Annotated in this window: 21 protein-coding genes and 1 other annotated feature (1 of these 22 only partly in view); of the genes, 1 reads left to right on the plus strand and 20 read right to left on the minus strand. The window is 34.8% G+C overall.

The features are described 5' to 3' along the window. Positions 1-103, minus strand: a binding site (T-box leader); it reaches 102 nt to the left of the window's first position. A gap of 422 nt (positions 104-525) precedes the next feature. Then, positions 526-1,818, plus strand: coding sequence for an IS30 family transposase (locus H8707_RS10645; RefSeq protein WP_262430123.1), 1,293 nt, complete (start codon positions 526-528; stop codon positions 1,816-1,818). A 323-nt stretch (positions 1,819-2,141) separates the two neighbouring features. Here the strand turns inward: H8707_RS10645 and H8707_RS10650 are convergent, their stop codons facing one another. The 20 genes from H8707_RS10650 to tgt form a co-directional block, all read right to left on the minus strand. Further along, positions 2,142-3,323: a mandelate racemase/muconate lactonizing enzyme family protein gene (locus H8707_RS10650; RefSeq protein ID WP_262430124.1), complete on the minus strand. Its 1,182-nt coding sequence runs from the start codon at positions 3,321-3,323 to the stop codon at positions 2,142-2,144. Between the two features lie 23 nt (positions 3,324-3,346). Next, on the minus strand, positions 3,347-4,771 hold the full coding sequence (locus H8707_RS10655; RefSeq protein WP_262430125.1) for a YfcC family protein: 1,425 nt from the start codon (positions 4,769-4,771) through the stop codon (positions 3,347-3,349). Next, positions 4,768-6,081, minus strand: a complete 1,314-nt coding sequence (gene eno / locus H8707_RS10660) for a phosphopyruvate hydratase (protein ID WP_262430126.1) — start codon at positions 6,079-6,081, stop codon at positions 4,768-4,770. Before eno ends, H8707_RS10655 begins: the two co-directional genes overlap by 4 nt. Positions 6,082-6,105: 24 nt before the next feature. Then, positions 6,106-7,494, minus strand: coding sequence for a glycerate kinase type-2 family protein (locus H8707_RS10665; RefSeq protein ID WP_262430127.1), 1,389 nt, complete (start codon positions 7,492-7,494; stop codon positions 6,106-6,108). A gap of 437 nt (positions 7,495-7,931) precedes the next feature. Beyond that, the gene (locus H8707_RS10670) at positions 7,932-8,669 is read right to left on the minus strand and encodes an IclR family transcriptional regulator (RefSeq protein WP_262430128.1); all 738 of its coding nucleotides are present in this window, start codon (positions 8,667-8,669) and stop codon (positions 7,932-7,934) included. An 18-nt stretch (positions 8,670-8,687) separates the two neighbouring features. Next, positions 8,688-9,476, minus strand: a complete 789-nt coding sequence (locus H8707_RS10675) for a nucleoside phosphorylase (protein WP_262430129.1) — start codon at positions 9,474-9,476, stop codon at positions 8,688-8,690. Between the two features lie 41 nt (positions 9,477-9,517). Continuing rightward, entirely contained in the window at positions 9,518-10,420 is a 903-nt protein-coding gene (locus H8707_RS10680; RefSeq protein WP_262430130.1) for an ABC transporter permease, read from the minus strand. Between the two features lie 5 nt (positions 10,421-10,425). Further along, the gene (locus tag H8707_RS10685; RefSeq protein WP_262430131.1) at positions 10,426-11,523 is read right to left on the minus strand and encodes an ABC transporter permease; all 1,098 of its coding nucleotides are present in this window, start codon (positions 11,521-11,523) and stop codon (positions 10,426-10,428) included. Beyond that, positions 11,516-13,108: an ABC transporter ATP-binding protein gene (locus H8707_RS10690; protein WP_262430132.1), complete on the minus strand. Its 1,593-nt coding sequence runs from the start codon at positions 13,106-13,108 to the stop codon at positions 11,516-11,518. The genes H8707_RS10685 and H8707_RS10690 overlap by 8 nt, the downstream gene beginning before the upstream one ends. Positions 13,109-13,213: 105 nt before the next feature. Further along, positions 13,214-14,338, minus strand: coding sequence for a BMP family ABC transporter substrate-binding protein (locus tag H8707_RS10695; RefSeq protein ID WP_262430133.1), 1,125 nt, complete (start codon positions 14,336-14,338; stop codon positions 13,214-13,216). Positions 14,339-14,660: 322 nt separating this feature from the next. Beyond that, entirely contained in the window at positions 14,661-14,864 is a 204-nt protein-coding gene (locus H8707_RS10700; RefSeq protein ID WP_262430134.1) for a helix-turn-helix domain-containing protein, read from the minus strand. Between the two features lie 9 nt (positions 14,865-14,873). Continuing rightward, the gene (locus tag H8707_RS10705) at positions 14,874-15,350 is read right to left on the minus strand and encodes a DUF2975 domain-containing protein (protein WP_262430135.1); all 477 of its coding nucleotides are present in this window, start codon (positions 15,348-15,350) and stop codon (positions 14,874-14,876) included. A gap of 53 nt (positions 15,351-15,403) precedes the next feature. Further along, on the minus strand, positions 15,404-16,876 hold the full coding sequence (gene hemZ, locus H8707_RS10710; RefSeq protein WP_262430136.1) for a coproporphyrinogen dehydrogenase HemZ: 1,473 nt from the start codon (positions 16,874-16,876) through the stop codon (positions 15,404-15,406). Between the two features lie 15 nt (positions 16,877-16,891). Next, complete coding sequence (locus H8707_RS10715) at positions 16,892-17,512, minus strand: MBL fold metallo-hydrolase (protein WP_394354663.1); 621 nt, start codon at positions 17,510-17,512, stop codon at positions 16,892-16,894. 11 nt (positions 17,513-17,523) lie between these two features. After that, on the minus strand, positions 17,524-17,973 hold the full coding sequence (dtd, locus tag H8707_RS10720; protein WP_262430138.1) for a D-aminoacyl-tRNA deacylase: 450 nt from the start codon (positions 17,971-17,973) through the stop codon (positions 17,524-17,526). A 46-nt stretch (positions 17,974-18,019) separates the two neighbouring features. Continuing rightward, on the minus strand, positions 18,020-20,185 hold the full coding sequence (locus tag H8707_RS10725) for a RelA/SpoT family protein (RefSeq protein WP_262430139.1): 2,166 nt from the start codon (positions 20,183-20,185) through the stop codon (positions 18,020-18,022). A gap of 22 nt (positions 20,186-20,207) precedes the next feature. Beyond that, positions 20,208-21,947, minus strand: a complete 1,740-nt coding sequence (recJ, locus tag H8707_RS10730) for a single-stranded-DNA-specific exonuclease RecJ (RefSeq protein ID WP_262430140.1) — start codon at positions 21,945-21,947, stop codon at positions 20,208-20,210. A gap of 112 nt (positions 21,948-22,059) precedes the next feature. Beyond that, positions 22,060-22,440, minus strand: a complete 381-nt coding sequence (locus H8707_RS10735; protein ID WP_262430141.1) for a TIGR04086 family membrane protein — start codon at positions 22,438-22,440, stop codon at positions 22,060-22,062. A 118-nt stretch (positions 22,441-22,558) separates the two neighbouring features. Further along, positions 22,559-22,912: a preprotein translocase subunit YajC gene (gene yajC, locus H8707_RS10740; protein WP_262430142.1), complete on the minus strand. Its 354-nt coding sequence runs from the start codon at positions 22,910-22,912 to the stop codon at positions 22,559-22,561. Positions 22,913-23,005: 93 nt separating this feature from the next. Next, positions 23,006-24,121 carry a tRNA guanosine(34) transglycosylase Tgt gene (gene tgt / locus H8707_RS10745; RefSeq protein ID WP_262430143.1) on the minus strand — a complete coding sequence of 372 codons (1,116 nt, stop codon included), beginning with the start codon at positions 24,119-24,121 and terminating at the stop codon, positions 23,006-23,008. Between the last annotated feature and the right edge of the window lie 10 nt (positions 24,122-24,131).

Raw genomic sequence — 24,131 nt, forward strand, 5'->3', positions numbered from 1 at the left:
ACTCCAAGGTGTCTTCTTTAAATATTAGCATTGACCTCACACCAATATAGCCAACTCTCTTTAACTAAGATATCTAAATACTCTTCCTTGTCACAGCATATATTCGTTTTCACTATTATATGTTAAAAATTTGTGAGTGTCAAGAGGCTGATACTTTAGTTTTTTTGCAAAATGCAAGATGTTAATTGTAAAAGTAAAATAGACCCATTTTTGATTTAGAGTCTAATTTAGTCTTACAAACTAAGGAGTCTCATTTAACCTTACAAATTCCGATCCCAACATTTTGTTTTGTGAAGCCTGAGGGTTTTTCTCAATCAATTGAGCCGCCACGTTAGTGGGAAATGTTGATATGGGGTTCTGAAAATGATAAAATTCTCCATCTCGAAGCAAATATAGTATTTAACTTTGTTTTGCTTGCCTTCGGGTAATTCCTACTTATCATTTTCAGGTTCTCATGTCAACATCGGCGGATTTTGTAGTATCATTATGTTATGCCCGGATAATAGCTCTAAGGGGGAAGCTGTTATGGCAAAACATTTAACTTATGATAATAGATTGGATATAGAAAAATATCTTAAATTAGGTTTTTCTTTATCTGAAATATCGAGAAAACTCAATAGACATAAATCAACTATATCAAGAGAAATTTCTCTTAGATATACTATTGATAAAAGGGGTTGCTACGGTCGTAGTTACAATGCATGTATTTACAGATACAATTGTGATTTAACTAATATTTGTAAAGAAAATACATGTACGAGTAAATACAAGTTTTGTAGATTCTGCAGATATTGCAATAATGATTGCCAATATTTTAAAGAAGATTATTGTCAAAAATTAAAATCTTCACCATATGTATGTAATGGTTGTGATAATAGAAATAAATGTACTCTAGCAAAGCACTATTACTCAGCTAAATTATCTCAAAAAGACTATGAAGGTTTGTTGGTTGAATCTAGGGTTGGCATTGAAAGTTCTCCTGAAGAAATCAAGAGATTAGATGATATTATTAGCCCATTGGTTGATAATGGTCAATCAGTGCATCATATACTTGCAAACAATAAAGATACTATTATGGTTAGTGAAAAAACTATATATAAATATATTGAAATAGGAGCATTATCAGTAAAAAACATTGATTTACCTAGGAAGGTAAGATATCGATCTAGAAGAAGAATCCAAATGGGCTACAAAGTTGACAAAAAGTGCTTAGAGGGTAGAAAATATGATGATTTTTTAAAATTTATTGATGAGAATAAGGATTTATCAATGGTTGAAATGGATACTGTAGAAGGTAAAAAAGGTGGAAAAGTATTACTTACAATTCATTTTGTTGATACATCCTTTATGCTTATGTTTATTAGGGATACTAATGATACAAAGAGTGTTAGAGAGTGCTTTAAGATGATTTACGATACGGTAGGACCTGATTACTTTAAAAGGCTCTTTCCTCTCATTTTAACTGACAATGGCAGCGAATTTTCAGATCCAAAGAGTATTGAGACAATACAAGGCACAGAAAAGTTAACAAATATATTTTACTGTTATCCATATTCGGCTTTTCAAAAGCCTGAAGTAGAGAATAACCATGAATTAATTCGCAGAGTAATTCCAAAAGGCAAAAGTATGGATCATTTGGTACAAGCAGATATTACGTTATTAATGTCTCATGTAAACTCTTATATAAGAAAAAAGCTGAATGACCAATCTCCATATGACTCATTCAGCTCAAGATATGGTTTTAAGCTAATTAACGCATTAGGAATCACAAGAATTGATGCTAATGATATAATCTTAAAACCATCTCTACTTAAATAATTTAAATTATTATCCGGGCATTTCATACTAAAAATTAGGGGTCTAATTTAGTCTTTCAAAAAAATTTTACTATAGTAGACTCCTTAAAGTCATGCCCAAATTTAACTTGTTCTTTATTATTATATCATAAAAACAATCTTTTTGAAGCTCATTTTTAGTGATTTAAACTATTTCAAATCGTGTGTTTTTGTAGCTTCTCCAAAAAGTCTAATTTAACTTTACAAAGTCTAATTTAGTTTTACAATTGACCGCAAAATGCAAGATAAAAATCATAGATAGTTTATGGTATACATTCTATCATTATGACGGTCGGAACCCACAAATCAATACTGTAATTTTTTGGTGACATGTCCAACCCTGAATTGATCTACGACCTCATGGTTCAGTTCTACTCCCAAGCCGGGCAGTGTCGAGACCTGTAAGCGTCCATTTTTTACTTTACGCTCAAACGCATCAGTAACGATATTGTAGTGAATATCAGGTCTATACGGAAAAATTTCAAGAATTTCAAAATTAGAGGTACAGCATGCAAGCTGTATGGCAGAGGCACACAATATAGGGCCGCCACAGTTATGTGGTGCAAAGCGCATATTGGCGGTTTCAGCCATTGACGCAATTTTCCATGCTTCCAGTATGCCGCCACATGTGCCCGGATCTGGCTGAACAATATCTACGCCACGTTCCTCTATCAATCTACGAAAACCATATCTGGTATAAAGCCGTTCACCGGTCGCTATAGGGATATTAACTTTATTTTTCAGAGTCTTATAATCGTCTATATCAAATGCGTCTATAGGCTCCTCATACCAAAATGGGTGATACGGTTCGATAGCTTGTCCTATTCTGGTCATAATATCAGTAGTACCCTCTGCAGTAACATCCACCATCATATCAATATCATCGCCAACCGCCTCGCGTACAGCTTTTACAACCTCTATCGTCCGCTTTTCATAAGCACTATCTATATAGCGGTTTTTAACGTGAAAATTAGCGTCATGATCATTTTCCGGAACATAGGGACTCATTGGATACAATTTTATTGCATCGTAACCATCAGCAACAACTTCCAACGCCCTTTCCGCAAACTGCTCCGGAAATTCAAATTCAGAAGAATCAGACCAATCATTTGCATAGACGCGTATATTTTTTCTCTGGTTTCCACCCAGCATTTCATATATAGGAACTCCCAATGCTTTGCCTTTAATATCCCATAATGCAACCTCAAGGGCACTGCAAGCTGAATAGAAAATTGGACCTCCCCCCTTGCCCCAAAAAGTATTATAGTAAAAATCATTCCAAATATCCTGTATTGCAAACGGATCACGGCCAACCACAAAGTTTTCCGCCAAGTCTATTGCCATAGCGGCGGCTCCTTTACAGCCGATGCCAAACCCAACAGATCCCTCACCGATACCGACTATGCCCTCATCAGTAATCAGCTCCGCAATGATCGGTCTAAAACTTCCTGTCTCAACCACATAAATATTTGCTTCTTTAACTTTCATATGCACATCTCCTTTTCAATTCACTACATAGGCAACCGGCTTGAAATGATAGCAAAACCAATTGTAACGGCCAGCATTAAAAGTACAAACTTCCAAATTGTCTTCCACCACTGTTGGAAAGTCAGCCGACACATGGCGATACCGGCTACCGTGACCGGAGCAGCAGGGCTAAGCATCAGAGTAAGCTTGCATGCATACTGATAGCAGGTAACTGCGCCCTCAGGATTAAAGCCCAGAAACTCTGTAAGTGGTGCAAGAACCGGCATTGTCAGCGCAGCAACACCGGATGTGGTAGGAACAAAGATGGAAAAGACCACTTCCACCAGATACATTGCCGTGGTATAGAACCATAAAGGTACACTTCTAAGCACAGATACCAGTGAATAAAGTATCGTGTCTATTATCATACCATTTTCTGCGATACACAAAATTCCTCTTGAAATACCTATAATAAGACCAGCATATACGAAATCCTTCATTCCGTTTACAAACTCACATGCCATCTCATTCATAGAAAGTCCGCCTGCGATACCACTGAAAATTCCCATCATTAGAAAAACGGCACACATTTCATCCATATACCAGCCATTCACAACCAAATTATATATGATTATGATAAAACATACCGTAAAAATCACAATAACAAGTTTCTGTCTGTTTGTCATCGTTCCATCCGTTTTGCCAGCATCTTGTTCAACAAGTTCTTTTTTCCATTCCATATCGGTCGCAAAAGTAATCGAACTTTCCGGGTTTTTTTTGACCCTTCTAGCATAAAGAACTGTAAATAAAATTGCCAATGCTTCCAAAATTATAAATTGTACACAGCGGAAACCAAGTTGTGGGTTTCCGACAATTCCTGCTATACCCTGCGCAATTATAACAGAGAATGGGTTAACTGTACTGGCCATGACACCCACGCTGGAACCTAGAAATACAACCAGAAATGTTGTCATGGAGTCATATCCCATGCTGAACAATAAAGGGATAAAAATCATATAAAATGGAAGAAGTTCTTCCGCCATACCGAAGGTAGTTCCTCCCAGTCCAAAAAGAATCATCGAGATAGGGATGACAAGGATGTTGAATTTGCCAAGTTTGCGCACAATTGCCTTCATTCCCGTCATAATAGCACCGGTACTGTTAATAATCTGAAACGCACCTCCAACGATTAGAACAAATGCTACTACATCGGCGGATTTCTGAACACCCTCTGTAGGTGCTACAAATAGTCCGAAAAGACCCTGTCGGACATCCTTACCATCTTCTCCGATTTTATCCATCTGAGCATATGTACCGTCAACGGGAACCGATTTTGTACTAGACCCTATGGTTACATCCTTTCTTGTATATTGACCGCTAGGTAGCACCCATGTTAAAAGTGCCATAATAACCATGAAGATAAAAACAAGTGCATAAATATGCGGCAGACCTTTGGTTTTACTTTTCATTTTAATTCCTCCTCAATATTATTCAGACGTGAAAATCCCGGAAGTGTCATGACATTGAATGGCCTGCCATTATCCCCCAACTCTTCAGAAATATGTATGCCGTCGTTAATGGAAACAACACGTTCACCGCTTCGTGGGGCGCCGGTCTTCAGCATATGACCTCCAATTGCCACTACAAGATCAGTGGTAGGATCGTCTAATGGTCCGCCGGAGCGCCCAGAAGCGATCAAAATCTGTTCTTTCTCTTGCAGGAATCTTACAGTGTTCATCGTTTCCGTTAATGTACCCACTTGGTTTGGCTTCACTATAATGCCATCTATGGCATGCATCTCATAAGCTTTACGAGCGCGCTCTATATTTGTGCAGATGAAATCATCACCTATAAGCGCCGCCGGGATACATTCATGCGCCTTTTGATGACCTTCAAAATCTTCTTGCTGCAGAGCATCTTCTATAAAACCAATAGGGAATCTTTGCGTAAGTTTTTTGAGAATCGAAATCAATTCGTCACAATCAATATCGCGATTCCTATAACGATATGTATTACTTTTCGTATTGTAAAATTCACTGCTTGCACAGTCAATACCATAACATACCTTGTCCTTGTATCCCAATCGAGAGGCTGCCTCTTCAAATATTTCAAATACCTCAAACGGGTCATCGGACGGTGCACCATAACCACAGTATTCACCTTTTACTGCTGGCTGCTTCTTTTCTTCGCTGATGATGTCTCCAATCGTGTAAAACATCTCCACACCTACCCTGACAGCCTCTTCATAGCTATTTATGTTGCGCGGTATTAATATAAATTCCTGAAAAGCTTGAACAATTCCATAATATTGACCGCCATTTATCAGATTATAGATTGGGGTAAACATATGCTTTATTTCCGTACCACCAGCCAGATATCTGTAGAATGGAAGCCTCAGACTGGCAGCTCCCGCACGTGCAACCGCGAATGAAACCGCATTGATGGTATTGCCCCCAAGTTTGGTTTTATATCTCGTACCATCAAGCTCAATCATTCTATCGTCTATTGCCTGCTGATCAGTAACATCCATTCCTATAATAGCCGGTGCTATTATTTTGTTTACATTTTCAATTGCTTTATACACACTCTTTCCGCCATACAACTTCGGGTTTCCATCCCTGATTACTGCTGATTCGTTTATACCAACAGAATTACCTGTAGCAGCACTTGACCTGCCAATAGCACCGTTTTGAGTTATAACATCCACCTCTATCGCCGGGCGTCCATCGGAATCTAACACTTGTCGTGCCTTGACATTTTTTATTTTGTTACTATTCATTTTAACAGTCTCCCATCTCATTTATTATTTTCCAATATACATAACGTTAAAATCACATACATTCGTTCCTGTATTTCCAGTCAATATCGAGCTGTCTATCGCTTCCAAAGCTCCACCTGAGTCATGGTTTCTCATGATTTCATAATAATCATACCCTTTATCTTCAATTTGCCTAATCGTATGGGTATCAACAATACCGCCAGCAAAAACTGTCGTACCATCAGTACCTTCGGTATCCACGGAGGCAAGTGCAACATTATCAATATCCTTCACTTCCAACGCAAAGCCAAGCGCCAACTCATGTCCCGGACCACCTTTACCTGTACAGCCATCCAAAACTGTGGTGGTTGCTTCACCGGAACAAAACACGAAACAGGGAGGTACAATCGGACGTTTATTGGCTTGTATCTCTCTAGCAAGCGATCCAAAGAAATATCCTGCTTCCCTTGCTTCACCTTCAAGAAACGTAGAAAACACCATAGCATTTATTCCCATATCCTTTGCTATCTTCAATGCTTCTTCGCAAGAATCCGGCACCGAATTAAGCACAAAATGAGTTATACCGCTATTGAAAGCTTTAGGCGTTTCCTTTTTCGGATCATCATCCCATAAATACTCTATGACAGATTTTGGAATGCGATTTTTAAGATTATAATTCTCTATACAATCTCGTGCATCCTGCAATGTTGTAGAGTCCTCTGCTACAGGCGTAGCTGAATATGGCACAGGCACATTTCTATTCACAAGCGGCAGCTCCCCTATTCCGTCATCAACTATAATATTGATAAGCTCTGCACCTTTTCCAAGTATTCTCTCAGCAAGACGCCCTCCATTAGTAAGTGAAATATGACGCCTTACTGCATTGATTTCACCTATCTTCGCTCCGGAGCGAAGCAATGTGTCCTGGGTACATATCTCATCTTCAAGAGTTATACCATCGACCGAACATGTCAATAACGCCGAACTACCTCCGCTTATAACAGATATAAATAGGTCATCAGAACAGGCATCATCAATCATTTTGATAATTTCTAGTGCTGCAGTCATACCCTCTTTATTCGGCAAAGGATGCCCACCAACATAAGCTATTGTATTCTTATATTTATCCTCCGGCTCGGCAATTTTCACGGATATAATCCCTTTACTAAGATGCTCCCCTAATACCTCATCCATAGCCATAGCCATAGCGTTACATGCTTTGCCTGCTCCAAAAAGATAGATGTTTTTCTTTTTACATAAATCCCAGCTGCATTCGCCTATATGAAGGGTCCCGTCCTCTATTTTTACCATATTCTTGATAATGCGATAAGAATCCATCTCATACCACAACCTGTCAAGTAATTCTAAAATCTTTCCTTTGGCAGGCACATCACCATGCTTCAATAAAATATCAGCATTTTTAATGTACTTCATCACATGAACCTCCTATTATTCAGATTTAATTTTCATTTAAATAATTTTCTATCTAAGTGGCAATGCACAACCACTCGTCGAGTGTCCAAATAAAATACTATACTTATTAGTTAATAATATAACATAGAAAAAACTCTACCATATTCCCTTTTTTTGTCAACGATTATCCTCATCGAACCAACTAGTCTATATGTCTAGAGAAGTCAAACATATGTGACACAACCTCTAAAAAATTTTCTCTGAATAATGCTGTATATTTTCTGGCTTTTTTATTTTCTTATTTTATAAAATAATTAAAACACGTTAACGCTTTTAAAAAAATAAAAACCCTGAATGTCCTATTTACAAGGATTATCAAAGTTTTTATTTCTTAACTTTTAAAAACAAGATTATATGTTAAAATTTGTGAATATCAAGGGGTTGGATTTCTTTTCTTCTTATACTGCCCCAATGCTTTTTGATATATTTAGAGCACACTCTTTTAACATTTTTATATTTTCATCAATCAAAGAATTGTCAGATTTTAATGCAGTATATGATACTGACCCAATTACCTTGCCATTATAATCAAAGATTGGACAAGCAACTCCCTGAACTCCCAATTGGAGTTCTTCATCACTAACTGCATATCCATTTACCCGAACTTCCTCCAATTCCTTTAAAAAAGATTCCAAATTTATTTTTGTATGGCTTGTCAACTCCTGATGATTGTTTAAATAAATCTGTTGAACTTGATTGAGAGGCATATATGCTTGCATTGCCTTACCCGCCGAAGTAGCATGAGGAGGCATTGCAAATCCGGTTCGTACTAAAAACATAGATGTATCTTTGCTTTCTACGTAATATATGCAAATGACATCTTCCCCTTCCATTACACATAATGTAATAGTCTTGTTCATTTTATCTGCAAGCTCTTTCATAAAAGGTTTGGCTGCAAGGGTCAAATTGTCTTCTCTAATGATATTGCTACTTAAGGTAAGTACCTTATAACCTAATCTATATTTTTTCGTTTCACTAGACTGCATTACGAAATGATTTTTCTTTAGAGCGGCAAGAATGCGGTGTGTTGAGCTATTAGGTATTTTTAACCTCTCAGCCAATTCAGATAACGATAAACCATCACTTTCTTTGCTTAGCATTACCAATACATCTAAAGTTCTTTCCACCAATTGCATAATACCCCTCCTACATTTTTAATCTTCATTAGATAAATAACGATTATATAAAAGTACAACTGCATCTAAGGCAATCATACACATTTGTTTTTGAGCCGGCGAAAAATCATATAACCATTCATCAGTTTCACGATTTGCATGTACCGCACAAATACTCCCGGTAAAAATGCCGAATAAATTTCCCAATGTTAAAATTGTTTCTGATTCCATCTCCATATTAATTATATTCAATTTCCTATATTTTTCAATAAGATCTGAGTTATAAAATTTTTTTCCTATAGCAGTCCTGCCTTGTCCCGCAAAAAAGGATCCAACCGATGCACTAATCCCTTTCCAATAATTTGATCCTCTGTTTTTACAAGCATCAATTAAACAATGGATAACTTCAAAGGATGCAACGGCAGGATATTCAACCGGTGCGTAGAAACTACTGGAACCTCCCAATCTCATTGAGCCTGTTGTAATAACCATATCTCCGCATTTGATTTCCGAAGTTAAAACACCAGTACCACCAATACGGATTAATGCTTTGGCTCCTAATTCAATTAGCTCAATTACTGCAATTTCGGTTGATGGTCCGCCAATTCCTGTAGAACAAATACTAACTGGATACCCTTGGTATTTTCCTGTCCCAATAGTATATTCTCTATTTGAAGCGACAATCCTGAAGTCGTCACATAAATCTTGAAACATGTTCACTCGTGCAGGATCTCCCGGAATCAATACAACTTCTGCAATATCTCCTTCTTTACACATTAAATGTGGTACTTTCCCTTCAAATCTTGGATTTTCTGCTGATATTTCCATGTAGTCCCCTTTCTAATAAACTTATCTATATAAAAATTTAACTAATTTTTTGTCTTTTTATTTCTAGAGCCAATTATTACTAATCCTATTAAAGTAATCAAATATGGCATCATGGATGCGAATTGTGATGGTAAACGGTAAGCCTGAGCAGTATTACCTATTGCCATTGCAGCACCAAAGATTAACGTATATATCATTGTAAAAAAAGGGTTCCCTCTTCCTAGATTTTGTGCAGCAATTCCTATAAACCCACGTCCTGCAGTCATATTATTTGTAAAATAAGGCATATATGCCATAGACATAAATAAACCCCCCATGGATGCAATTAATCCGCTAATCATCATAGCTAAAAATTTTGTACGTTTTACATTGATCCCAACAGAGGCAGCAGCGCCCGGATTCTCTCCTACAGCTCTAATTCGCAGCCCCAATCGAGTTCTAAAAACCAAATACCATACGACAATTACCATAATAAATGCAATATAGGATAGTAAATTGTGTCCAGAAATAAGTCCTCCAATTATGGGAATGTCCTTTATAATTGGAATATGAACTGCCGGAAATCTTAGACTATGAAGGGAAGAAGTATCCAGTTTCATTCCTGTCAATAGATAAACAACATATACAGTACCTCCGGTTCCCAAAGTATTTAAAGCTAATCCTGTCAATAGTGGCTTTGTATCCAAGTATAATACAAAATAGGCAAAAATTATCGCTATTACCAAACCACATAATAATCCAATAATCATTCCGACAAATAGACTTTGGGAGTAAGCACTGCCAACAACCCCACCTAAGGCAGCAAAGAGCATCATCCCTTCATAAGCAATGCACAAAATATCAGCCTTCGCTCCTATAACAGCGGCCATACCAACAAATAGAAGGGGAGTCCCCATGCGGATAACAGCATAAACAAAATCGAGTGAAAATATATAATCTAACATATGAATCAATCTCCTTTTTCAACTGCCATGACTTTTTGGGAGTTGGCAACAATTTTCTTATGTTCCCATTTTGAAAGTAGCTTTTCAGCAGCAATAAATATTATAATAATCGCTTGAATAACACTAATGATTTCCGGCGGAATCTTAGAAGTTAAATTCAATGAATCGGCTGAAGTTTTCAAATATGCTAAAAAGAATGCCGCAAATGGGATTGTTTTTGGATTGTTTCGACATAAAACAGCTAACATAATTCCATCCCAACCATGGTTAGTAAATCCCGAATATACGAATCGACTATAGTTACCCAGAGTCTCTACACTACCTCCCATACCAGCAATTGCTCCTGAAAGTAGAGAAGTTAATACAATCGTTTTGTCAACCGGAATACCAGAATAAATTGCAAATCTTTTATTCGCTCCCACTGTACGTATGGAGTATCCAAAGGGTCTTTTATAAAGTAAAATCGAACCAAAAATTACAACTGCCAATCCAATTAATAATCCTATATGCAATCTATCATTCCCAAGAATACGAGGCAAAATAGCTGACTTTGCAAAGGAAAATGATGCTTCAAATCCTGCCGATGGATCCCTAAGCGGATTTAATATTATATAAAGTCCGCCATATAACGCTACATAGTTCATCATCAAGGATGAAACAATTGTAACAACATTGTACCTTACATTCATAATAGCAGGTATCCCCATGACTATAGCTCCAGTGACAGCTCCGGCCAATAGCGACAGTATAATATGAATCGGCGCCGGAATTCCTTCTATAATGGCAACAACAGTAGATGCCACAGCTCCAGCAAAAAATGCACCTTCCGCAGCAATATTGATTTGCCCTGCGGAATATATCAATGATACTGCCACTCCTGTGAATAATAGTGGAATCATCTTTGAAACAACAGTTATCATTCTACCAGTATTTGCTAATGGTCCTATTAACAAAGTACTAAAATCTTTAATCGGATTATCGCTTACGGTTGAGATGAGAAAAAAAGCAAATATCAATGCGATAGTAACGGCCAACAGTGTTCGAATAATACTGAACATTCCTTCAATTTGTTTTGTTGTCTTTACTTTTTCTTTCTTACTCATGTACAACACCTCCAATTTCTTCACTACTTTGGCTCTTTAGTCCTAGCATATATTCCCCTAGGATCTCTTCATTGACTAAAGAAGCATCCGGAAAATAGGCTGTAATCTTGCCACCATACATAACGATAATTCCGTCACTTCCATTTAATAATTCAGACAAATCGGCAGAAAACAATAAAGTTGCAGTATTTTCTTCATCTCGTAACTTAATCATTTTCTTTCTAATCAGTTCTTGAGCTCCAACGTCAATTCCTCTTGTAGGTTGACTGGCAATCAATAGCTTCAGTTTTGATGTAAATTCACGAGCAGCAACCACTTTTTGAATATTCCCTCCGGAAAGTGTTCGTATTTCAGCATCATATCCATCAGCCTTAATTAGATAGTTTTGGATTAACTCCTTTGATTTTGAAACTACATATTCCCAATTTATAAATCCATTTTTCTTATATTCTTCTTTATAGTATCTATCAGATATGACATTCTCCGCTATACTTTGAGTTGCAGATGTACCATAAGTCATCCTATCTTCATGAATGACAGCAACTCCTTCTTCACGAATTTGTCTTATATTCATCCCTTTTATAGAGCGACCGTTAACCTTTATATCTCCATCTTGAATCGGCTCAAGTCCGGCTAAAACATTTGCCAACTCAGATTGTCCATTCCCTTCAACTCCCGCTACACCCAATATTTCTCCACTACGTATAGTAAAGTTCAAATCCTTGAAAGCATATAGCCCGAACTTGTTTTTATAACTTAAATTGGAAACACTCAATACAGGTTTACCCGGATTTGACTTTTTCTTTTCAATATTTAAGAATACATCACGTCCAACCATCATTTTCGAAATATCCTGTTCAGAAACTGTTGCGGTATCTGTTGTGCTTACTGATTCTCCACCGCGTAGTACAGTGATACGATCGCATATTTCTTTAACTTCATTTAATTTATGCGATATAAAGACAATAGAATAACCTTTTTCTCGTAACTGTTTTAATTGTATGAATAATTCTCTTGTTTCCTGCGGTGTTAGAACCGCGGTTGGTTCATCTAACAGTAATATTTGTGCCCCATGCAACAACATCTTTAAGATTTCAACGCGTTGCTTATATCCTACGGACAAATCTCGAATTATAGCCTTAGGGTTTACATCCAAATCAAATTTTTTAGAAACCTCCTTGGTTCTATGAACAGCCTCATCATAATCAAAAGCAATACCCTTTACGGGCTCACTACCTAAAACCATATTTTCAGCAACACTCAATGATTCAATCAACATAAAATGTTGATGCACCATTCCGATTCCATATTCTAATGCAATTAGAGGATTGGAAATATTTACTTCCCTACCAGCTAAAAGGATCCTCCCTTCTTCAGGTATCTCCTGACCAAATAAAACCTTCATCAATGTAGTTTTACCTGCTCCGTTTTCACCTACCAATCCATGAATCTCGCCTTTTCTTATGGTAAAATTGACATTTTTATTTGCAACAAAACCATTACCATATATTTTAGTGATATTTTCCATACTAAGTATGTCTTCACCAATATTTAAATCATCATAGACTTTTTTATTAAATTCCATAACAGACCTCTGCCTTTCAAACATCTTAGATATTTTATATCATCTGCTTAATAATTGGTTGAGCCCTATAAATTCAGGGCTCAACGTTTATTTCAAAATTTTTTGTTAATGTGATTTTGCTTCGGATTTTACTTTTTCAATCTCTTCAGTGGAAGCACCAAAAGCAGTACTTACTTTAATATTCCCACTGTCAATATCCTTAACAATTTTTTCGTATTCAGGCCATACATCGCTTGGAACTATAGCATTAGTATAATCATTTCTTACTAAATAAACTCCGCCTTCACCATGTGAAATAAATGTATGAGTTCCCCACTCAACATCTCCTTTGTTGATGGCTTCAAGAATAGGATAAACCATTCCGTGATAATCTTTGATTACTGAAGTCAATACATGCGATGCATCTTCCTTGCTTGTTGCTTCCAAACGTTCGGAATAATCAAAGTCTACTCCAATCAAATACTTATTAGCATCGGATGCAGCTTCAGCAACTCCTAAACCATTTTGACCAACAGCGAATACTACATCTGCTCCTTGTTGATATTGTGATAATCCTAATTCTTTCGCTAAAGCGGAGTCTGTATGGTTACCAACGAATGAATATAGTACTTCGATTGATGGATCTACATAATTAACTCCCTCAATATAACCCATTAAAAAGTCGAGAATAGATGTGGATTCTATAGCTCCGACAAATCCTACCACTTTATCTTCATTAGCAAGTTCTGCATTGCTTGTTGTTATTTGTGCAGCAAGTGCTCCTGCTAGAAAACCACCCTCATTTTGCAATACTTGTACAGAAATAACGTTGGAATTAGCTTCGTCAGAATAATCCATTTGAGTATCAAAGATTAAGAATTTTTGATCCGGATATTTTTTAGCGGTATTACCCAATGGCTCAATCATAGTTCCAAAACCGGTGACTATTAAGTCATATTCTCCGGATTCAGCAACTTGCATTAATGTAGACTCATACAATGATGCATCCATATTGCACTCAAATGTATCTACATTTCCATCAACAGTCTTAATATAGTCATTTATAGCAGCAAGTACATCATCGTTGTTAGTTCTCCCACCTAGTGTTCCGGTAACTACGAACATTATATTTTTATATGTCCCTTCTGCATCCGATTGATCATTGTTTGGTGATTTAGAACCATTAGAACATGCTGTTAAAACAAGCATCATTGCAATAAACAATACACCAATTTTATTAAATTTTTTCATCTTTTTTGGTACATTTTTATTTTAATGTACCTTTTCCCTCCCTTAATAATGTATTTAGTAAATGTAAAAAGCTTTATACTCAGAAAACGATGTCAATTATTCCACTACACGGAATATGTTTCTGTATAAAAGAATTTCATTGAATAAAGTATACCAAGAGCTTAATTGGTTGTCAAGAATAAAATGATTATTACAAAAAAACAAAGCACCAATTATTTAAAATCTGGTGCTAAAAAGTTAATATTTATATATATTCCCAAAACCACTCGTCAAAATACCTCCTAAGTAAATTATCTCATTTAAATCTAGCTTGTCTTATACTTTACTCTTGATATTCTAATATATCTCCGGGTTGACAGTCTAAGGCTTTGCATATTGCGTCTAATGTTGAAAGCCTTATTGCCTTAGCTCTACCATTTTTAAGGATAGAAATATTGGCCATAGTTATACCTACCTTTTCCGATAATTCAGTTACACTCATCTTCCTTTTAGCTAACATTACATCAATATTAATTATAATAGCCATTTTATCACCCTATATCGTATAATCATTTTCGTTTTTTATTTCGACTACTTTTGTTAGAAGTGCTTTTAATACTGATGAAAAAACTGAAATAATGAAACATGCAAATATAATTACCAACCCCAGTATAAATATTCCCGGATGTAAAGCATTATTAAGATTAAGAAAGACCATCCCAATAAAATATAATGCGATCTCAATAATAGTATATATTTGTATTCTCCCCAATGATTTGCATGCATCTACAGTAAATGCCGTATTCTTGCTGATTAAGTTTAGTAGTTTAAAAGTATGAAATATTCCTAAGTAAAAAGGAATTGTCGTAATATACAATCCATATAGTAACGGATACCGTAAATATGCATATTCAGGATTTTGTTCTGCTGAAACCCTCGCCATCTGAGGCAACCAAAATATACAAAGAAGTAGAATAATTAAACCTACTAAAGCAACGGAAAATCTTAAAGCATTTACTCCGTATTTTTTCATACAATCACATCCTATATATATTTAAATTAGTATATCATACATTTTATCATATATCAAAATATATTTATTGTTTCACGATATAAACAATTTTTCTTCTTTTCCAACAACTCATCTATTCTATTTATATATTCCTTTAAATCTTTAAAATTTGGTATCCTTCCAATTCTATTTTCTCTCATATAATATATTTTGGACGAAGAACCCATTCCCGCTCCAATTATCGTTTCTTTTTCTTCCATCATGGAAATATTATATATACACTCATATCCTTCCTTGGCATAACCTATATTTTCAAAATTTCCAAGCATGTGTTTTTGCCTGTAAAGATAATAAGGGTTTAAGTGCATCTTCTCTGCAAACAATTTAGTTTCATCTATCATATTTTGAATGATATCAATATCTTTTCTATCAAATTTATCAATATTTTCACTATATTTTGACCCGCGTTTTACAGCCAATGTATGAACGGTTAAATTCTCAGGATCAAGTTTTCCCAATAAATTTAATGTATGTCCAATTTCTTCTATCCCTTCGCCGGGAAGTCCTATGATTAAATCCATATTTATTGTTGGAATTCCAATATCTTTAGCCATGTTATATGCTTTTATTATATCCTGAGATGAATGATTTCTTCCTATAGTTTTTAAAGTCTTATCATTCATAGTTTGTGGGTTTATGCTAATTCTATTTATATTGTTGTCCTTTAGCATCTGTAATACTTCTTTATCGATAGTATCAGGTCTTCCTGCCTCTACGGTAAATTCTTTTATATGCTCTCCGAATTCTTGATAAACTGTCTGTATTATCCTTTCTAATTCTCTAATAGGTATGGAAGTAGGTGTTCCCCCTCCTATATATACGGAATCCAACTTCCTGTCTTTCATCATTTCTGATATGCATTTTAATTCATATATTAATGTATTAATATATTTAGGTATCTCATCGTCAAATTTTTTTATCGGAAGAGAAGGAAATGAGCAGTAAATGCACCGTGTAGGACAAAACGGAATGCTTATATAAAGGCTATATCTATCATTGTCAATGGGATAGATATATTTTTTTTGTTTTTTGGATATGTCTATTAGAAGTTTAGCATTATCTTTTCTTATTTTATACTCTTCTGTCAAAATATTAAATATATTTATTTCATTAGTATCTTTTTCAAATAATTCATCTGCTATTTTACCGGGTCTGATTCCAGTCAAAATACCCCATGGCAAATGGGTATTAAGCTCTCTTTCCAAACAGTTATAAAGAGATTTCTTAATACCCACCCTTAATGTTTTATCCACTTCTCTATTTATATTGATTTTTTCAAGATTTTCCTCATAAGAGCTTAATAGTTTTTTATTATAATATAAATTTGTAATACATCTGTTACATCTTACATTTAATTCTACCATGTAATCCTCTTTATTTGAATTTATATCATCAAGCTGAACAATCTCTTCATTTGGAAAAAATACTCTTAATAGTTCATATATATCATGATTATAATCAAATCCGCTAATTGCTATTGATACCATTATTTCACCTTCAAATTATCTTAAAAATGGATTCGTCGCTCTTTGTTCCCCTACTGTAGTGGGTTCTCCATGTCCAGGATACAACATTATATTATCCGGAAGAGTCAGTATTTTTTCTTTTATGGAATTCATTAGAATTCCATGATTACCTCCATAAAGATCTGATCTCCCAACAGAACCTTTAAATAAGGTATCACCGCAAAATAAATTTTCTTCTACTAACAAGCACATGCCTCCCATGGTATGCCCAGGAGTATGAATTATCCTTCCCTTTAATTCTCCAAATACTAATGTGTCCCCGTCTTCGACCGTCTTATCAGGAGTTATTTCGATTTCTCCCATAGCCATAGTGCTTGATAAATTTAAACTTGCATCTTCCAACATTTCAGCATCCTCTTTATGGATTACCACAGGCACATTCAATTTTTCTTTCAGTTCTTTTACACCACCGATATGATCTCCGTGTCCGTGTGTTAATACAATATATTTTACATGGATATTATTTTTATCCAGATTAGAAACTATGTCATCGACATCTCCACCCGGATCAATTACAATCCCGCTTCTTGTTTTCTCAGAAAATACAATATAGCAATTTGCCGCATAAATTCCGGCAGGCTTAACTATTATTTTCAAAACCATACCTCCTAAAATATTTTTTTGCTATCCAATAATATGGTTACAGGTCCATTGTTTATAAGATTAACATCCATATGTGCACCAAAGATACCTTTCTCAGTTTTAATTCCCAAGGATTTTGTTTTCTCTATAAATTCTTCATAATACATTTTACCAATATCCGGCCTTGCCGATTTTATAAAGCTGGGTCTCTTGCCCTTTCTTACATCTCCGTACAGCGTGAATTGTGATATTACCAAGAGCTCTCCTTTTACATCCATCAGAGATAAATTCATCTTATCATTTTCATCTTGAAAAATTCTAAGCCCTACAATTTTTTCAACTAAATACTCAAGATCTCGATCAGTATCTTCATCACCGACTCCCAGCAATACCATTAGTCCATTACCTATTTCTCCAACTGCTTTCCCTTCAACCGAAACTGATGCTGTAGTTACTCTCTGAACAACTGCTCTCATTTTATATCCTCCCGTATATGAACTAAAGAATTAATTTTCTTGCGAATTATACTGTGACTCTAAATACATCCATTACATTCTTTATCTTTCTCATCTTCTTCATCAGATCCTTTAACTGCTCTATATCATGAATTTCTAATGTGATATTGATTATGACTGTCTTATCCTTATTCGTCCTTGCATTAAGGGATAAAAGCCCTACATCCGCTTCATTTATTCTTAGTGCAATTTCGGCCAAAAGCCCTGGTCTATCTTCAGCTCTCAGTTGAATCTCAGCATGATAAGATGCCTTTTTTTGGTTACCCCACTCTACTTCAATAAGTCTTTCCTCGTTTTCTCCATCTGCAAGTATATTAGGGCAATCCTTTCTATGAATAGATACTCCCCTACCTTTTGTTATAAATCCAATGATTTCATCACCGGGTACAGGGTTGCAACATTTTGAAAAACGCACCTTTACATTGTCAATGCCTTTTACCGATACACCTTGTGTTGATTTTAGAGCTTTTTTGGGCTGCGATTGTTGTATTTTACTTTCAACAAAGGCTTTCTCATCAGTAATTTTATAAAAATCATTATAATAATCCCTTAATTTGAGTATTACTTGGTTTAGAGTTATACTTCCATACCCTAATGCGGCATATAAATCATCTATCGCGTTTATGCTTAGCTTATTAGATACATTTTTAAGCCAGTCTTCTCTTAAAATATCCGATGTTTTATATCCTAATCTTTTTACTTCTCTTTCTAATAATTCTTTACCTTTAACAATATTTAAATCTTTCTCTTTCAATTTGAAAAACTGTCTTATTTTAGTCTTAGCTTGAGTACTTTTTACTATGTTTAGCCAGTCTCTACTTGGACCGTTGCTATTTGGATTAGTGATGATTTCTACTATATTACCGTTTTTCAGCTTATGATTTAATGGTACTATTCTCCCGTCTACTTTTGCACCGACACATGAATTCCCCACTGCCGTATGAACCCTGTAGGCAAAGTCTATAGGAGTTGAACCATCAGGCAGGTTTATTACATCTCCTTTTGGTGTAAAAACAAATACCTCATCTGTAAATAAATCTATCTTCAGTGTTTCCATAAATTCTCTGGGATCTTTTAATTCATTTTGCCATTCTAAAAGCTGCCTTAACCAAGTAAGCTTTTCATCAAAATTGTCTGATTTTGAATAGCCTTCCTTGTACTTCCAGTGGGCAGCAATTCCATATTCTGCTGTCCTATGCATTTCCCAAGTACGAATTTGGACTTCAAAGATTTCACCTTTAGGTCCGATTACTGTAGTATGAAGAGACTGATACATATTTGGCTTAGGCATGGCTATATAATCTTTAAACCTTCCCGGCAATGGCTTCCATAGTGTATGGACTATACCCAACGCACCATAACAATCCTTAATATTATCAACTATAATCCTAACTGCAGTTAGGTCATATATTTGCTCAAACAATTTATCCTGATATACCATCTTTTTATAAATGCTATAAAAATTCTTTGGTCTGCCGCTTATTTCACATCGAATTCCCATTTCCGATAATTTTTCATATAATTCTTCTATTATTCCTTGTATAAATTCTTCTCTTTCAAGTCTTCTTTTTTGAACCTTTTCAACTAAATCATAATATCTTTCGGGATCCAAATACCTCAGTGACAAATCCTCTAATTCCCATTTTATCTTAGATATTCCAAGACGATGTGCAAGGGGGGCATAAATTTCCAACGTCTCAATTGCTTTTTCTTTTTTCTTTTCTTCTGTCATATACTCTAAAGTTCTCATATTATGCAATCTATCTGCAAGTTTTACGATGATAACCCTTATATCCTTAGCCATAGCAAGAACCATCTTACGTAAATTTTCTGCTTGGTTTTCTTGCTTTGTCTTATATTGAAGTTTTTTTAATTTAGTGACACCGTCTACTAAATCAGCGACCTCAGTTCCAAATTCCTCGGCTATTGTTTCATAAGTTATATTTGTATCTTCGATTACATCATGAAGAAGCCCAGCTATTATAGTAGCTGTATCCATGTTCATATCCGCTAATATTAGAGCGACGGCACAAGGATGTACAAAGTACTTTTCCCCCGAATTCCTCAATTGTGACTCATGGGCAGTTTCAGCAAAATGATAAGCTTTGATTATGGCTTTCATATCAGCTTGAGGATTGTATTGTTCAATTTTTTGCAATAATTTTTCTAACATGGTCTCACCTTCTTCAATTGCATTAATTAAATCTATAATTATTGATAATTACCTGTAAACTTCTATTTCCTTTATATTCATTAATACTTGGATAGTATAGTATATCTACCAAAACATCATTTTCTATACCCCTATACATATTTTCAAGTTGATCTTCCCCATATTTATCAGTCATAGCTTCAATAAACTTTTCAACTTCACTAAATATAAGTCCATCAATTCTTCTCCCCTTAGGTGATAATAAATTAAGTTTTATTACATTTTTATTTGCACCCAATAAATATCCTTTTGTAATTCTTAATTTTTTGCATCCAAAGATGGGTTTAGAATTCCCCTTTCCAAAAGGCTCAAGACCATTTATATCATCAATTAGTTTGTAATTAATATATTCAATAGGCAATTCCATGTCAATATAAATTTTAGGAATTAAATCATCTTCTGTCAAAGAAATGTTGTCATTTAATAGTCTTTTAAGCTCTTCAATATTTTCAACATTTAAAGATAATCCCGCAGCCATTGGATGTCCTCCATATTTATCCAGTATATCTTTGCACTTAGTAAGTTCCTCATACATATTGAATTCCTCTATGGATCTTCCTGAGCCTTTGGGTTGTCCATCTTTTCCATTGGTCAAAATTATAGTAGGTTTATTATACCTTTCTTTGATCCTTCCTGCAATTATTCCCGCTATACTTTCATGTATTTTAGGCTCATATATTACAAGTACCTTATCATCCTTTAAAGTGCTGTTTTTTATTTGATATTCTGCTTTATCTATTCCATCCAACGTCATTTTTTTTCTTTCTTCATTTAGATCTCTTAAATCTATAGCAATTTCTTTTGCCAATTGACTGTCTTCAGTTAAAAATAATTGTAATGCTAAAAGAGCTGAATCCAGCCTTCCGGAAGCATTAATAGAAGGTCCGATTATGAATCCTACATGGTAGACATCTATTTTTTTATCTAAAATACCACATGCTTCAATCAGTGCTTTAAGCCCAACATTTTTTGTATTGTTTAGCTTTTCCAATCCATATTTTACTATAATACGATTTTCATCTATTAAATCAACAACATCACATATAGTTGCAATGGCCACATACTCTAAGAAATCATAAATTTCAGCAGCCAGTCCATTGATTTTATATAAATATGATATGAGCTTAAATACAACACCCGCCCCGCATAAATTTTTGAATGGATAGCTGCAGTCCAACTGTTTTGGATTTATAATTGCATTTGCGTCAGGCAGAACTTCCGGTACATCATGGTGGTCGGTTACGACAATTGTAAATCCAAGATCTTTTGCAAATTCTATTGCATCTTTTGCAGAAATGCCATTATCACAAGTGATGATAGTATCCACGCCGTCCTCTTTAGCAGTCTTTATGATATTAAGATTGATGCCATAACCGTCCAATACCCTATCAGGTATCACATAATCAACATCCGCCCCAAGTCTTTTTAAACCCTTATACAATAAACAGACAGACATAACTCCATCTACATCATAATCTCCGACTATTCTAATTTTTTTATTGTTATTAATATCTTTTCCCAATATTTCTGCTGTCAAAACTAAATCCTTCATTAATTCTGCCGGATATAATTTGTTGAGATTAGGTTCTAAAAACTTATTAATTGAATCTGAATCTACAATTCCCCTATTTGCCAACAATTTAGCAATAATTTCATTTATCCCCATATTCTTAGAAATCTTATTTATATCAACTTTATTATTCCTTATAAACCACTTGTCCAATAAATTCACTCCAAAAAAAATTTAGATTATATAATCTAAATTTTATCATTTTAAGCTAATAAATACCAGTAAAAAACATTTTTTCTTTTATTTTTGTCATAAAATGTTTATTTTAACGGATATTTATTCCAATTATTCCTCCAATAATCCCGGAAAAAGTTGACAATATCAATTTTGTTAACATTAGTGCATTTGTGTCCAAATTTCTAAAAAATACAACATTTAAAAAGATGATAACTAAATAATATAATAACCCCAATATACCTCCATTTAGCCATCCATTTTCTTTTACTTTAAATGATATATAAATGCTGCCAATTGCAATACTTAGTATCATCGCAATATTGTTAAATAACGAAACTTTAGATTCTCTTAAGCTTGTAAATCTTAATAAAAAGGAGATTATAATTATAAATATAATGGAAAAAATAAGCGCAATTAATAATCCCTTGGCCAAATATTTGATGCTGATTCCGTTTCCTTTGCTCTTCATATCAATACCCCCTTCTATAGTAAATCTATTTACTTAAGGTTATAAATATTACTCAAAAAGATATTGAAATATATGATTTTTGATGAATAAAAAAACTTCCTTTAAATAGGAAGTCCTTTTAACTTTCTTTGTTATTATCTTCAGAATCTTTTCCGGAATCTTGTTCGGTACCTTTCTCAGAATCTTTTTTAGATTTTGATTCATTCTTTTTAACAATTGAGCCTATAGCCCATCTGGTAACATCCAATCTGGTTTTTGTTGATCCTACCTCTAACGTAAGTACATCTTCTTTAGCCCTTATAATCTTTCCATAGATACCGCCAATGGTAATAACTTCATCTCCCTCATGAAGGTTATTTCTCATTTCCTTAATTTCATTATCTTTCTTTTTCTGTGGTCTTATTAGAAAAAAATAAAAAATCAGTAAAAAACCTATTGGCACTATTAAAGCTTGCATTGATTGTGAATCCATCTATATACCTCCCTCTATAATTGTGGAACAACACCAAAGGTCATTCCTACTTATATTATTATACCTTAATTTTACCAAAAATCATTAATAATATTAAATATAACCATATTTTTTATAAAATTCTTCTTTATATTCCAGTAATCTATCCTCTTTTATTGCCTCTCTTATATTTTCCATAAGTTTAATTAAAAAATATAAATTGTGTATTGTTGTGAGCCTTGCACCCAATATTTCACCTACATTAAATAAATGGCGAATATATGCCCGTGAATAATTTGTGCATGCATAGCAGTCACATTCAGGATCCAACTTAGAAAAATCTTTTGCATATTTAGCATTTCTTATTACCAGTTTCCCACGACTGGTAAGCACAGTGCCATTTCTAGCCAACCTAGTAGGTAATACGCAATCTGCCATATCTATTCCCCGAATTACAGCTTCAAACAGATAATCCGGTGTACCTACCCCCATCAGATATCTAGGCTTGTTTTTAGGCAACAAAGGAGTAGTAAACTCTAATAAATCACACATCAAATCCTTTGGTTCTCCCACACTAAGTCCTCCGACTGCATACCCGGGGAAATCCATCTCAACTAAATCTCTTGCACTTTGTTCTCTTAAATCTTTGAACATTCCCCCTTGTACTATCCCAAACAAGCCTTGCTTATCAGTATTCTTATGATATTCCTTGCATCTTTTTGCCCAGCGAGTTGTCATTTCCATTGATTGTTTAGAATACTCATAGGAAGATGGATATGGTGTACATTCATCAAAGCACATCATAATATCTGAACCCAATGCATTTTGAATCTCCATAGATTTTTCCGGTCCGATAAAATGCTTTGAACCATCTATATGTGATCTAAACTCCACCCCTTCTTCGCTAATTTTTCTTAAATCAGAAAGGCTAAAAACTTGAAATCCTCCGCTATCTGTCAATATAGGATAATCCCAATTCATGAATTTGTGGAGACCACCCGCCTCACTTATCAGCTCATGCCCTGGTTTCAAATATAGATGGTAAGTATTAGCAAGTATAATCTGAGCACCTAATATTTTTACTTCTTCAGGTGTCATAGCCTTGACTGTCCCTCTAGTGCCAACAGGCATAAATATTGGAGTTTCTATTTCTCCATGAGGTGTGGTGATCTTACCAAGTCTTGCCATAGAATCCTTAGATTCTTTTAATAATTCAAATTTAATCGCCATATAATCCTCC

Origin of the sequence: Paratissierella segnis (assembly GCF_014385195.1) — a bacterium.
Classification (GTDB): Bacteria; Bacillota; Clostridia; order Tissierellales; family Tissierellaceae; genus Paratissierella; species Paratissierella segnis.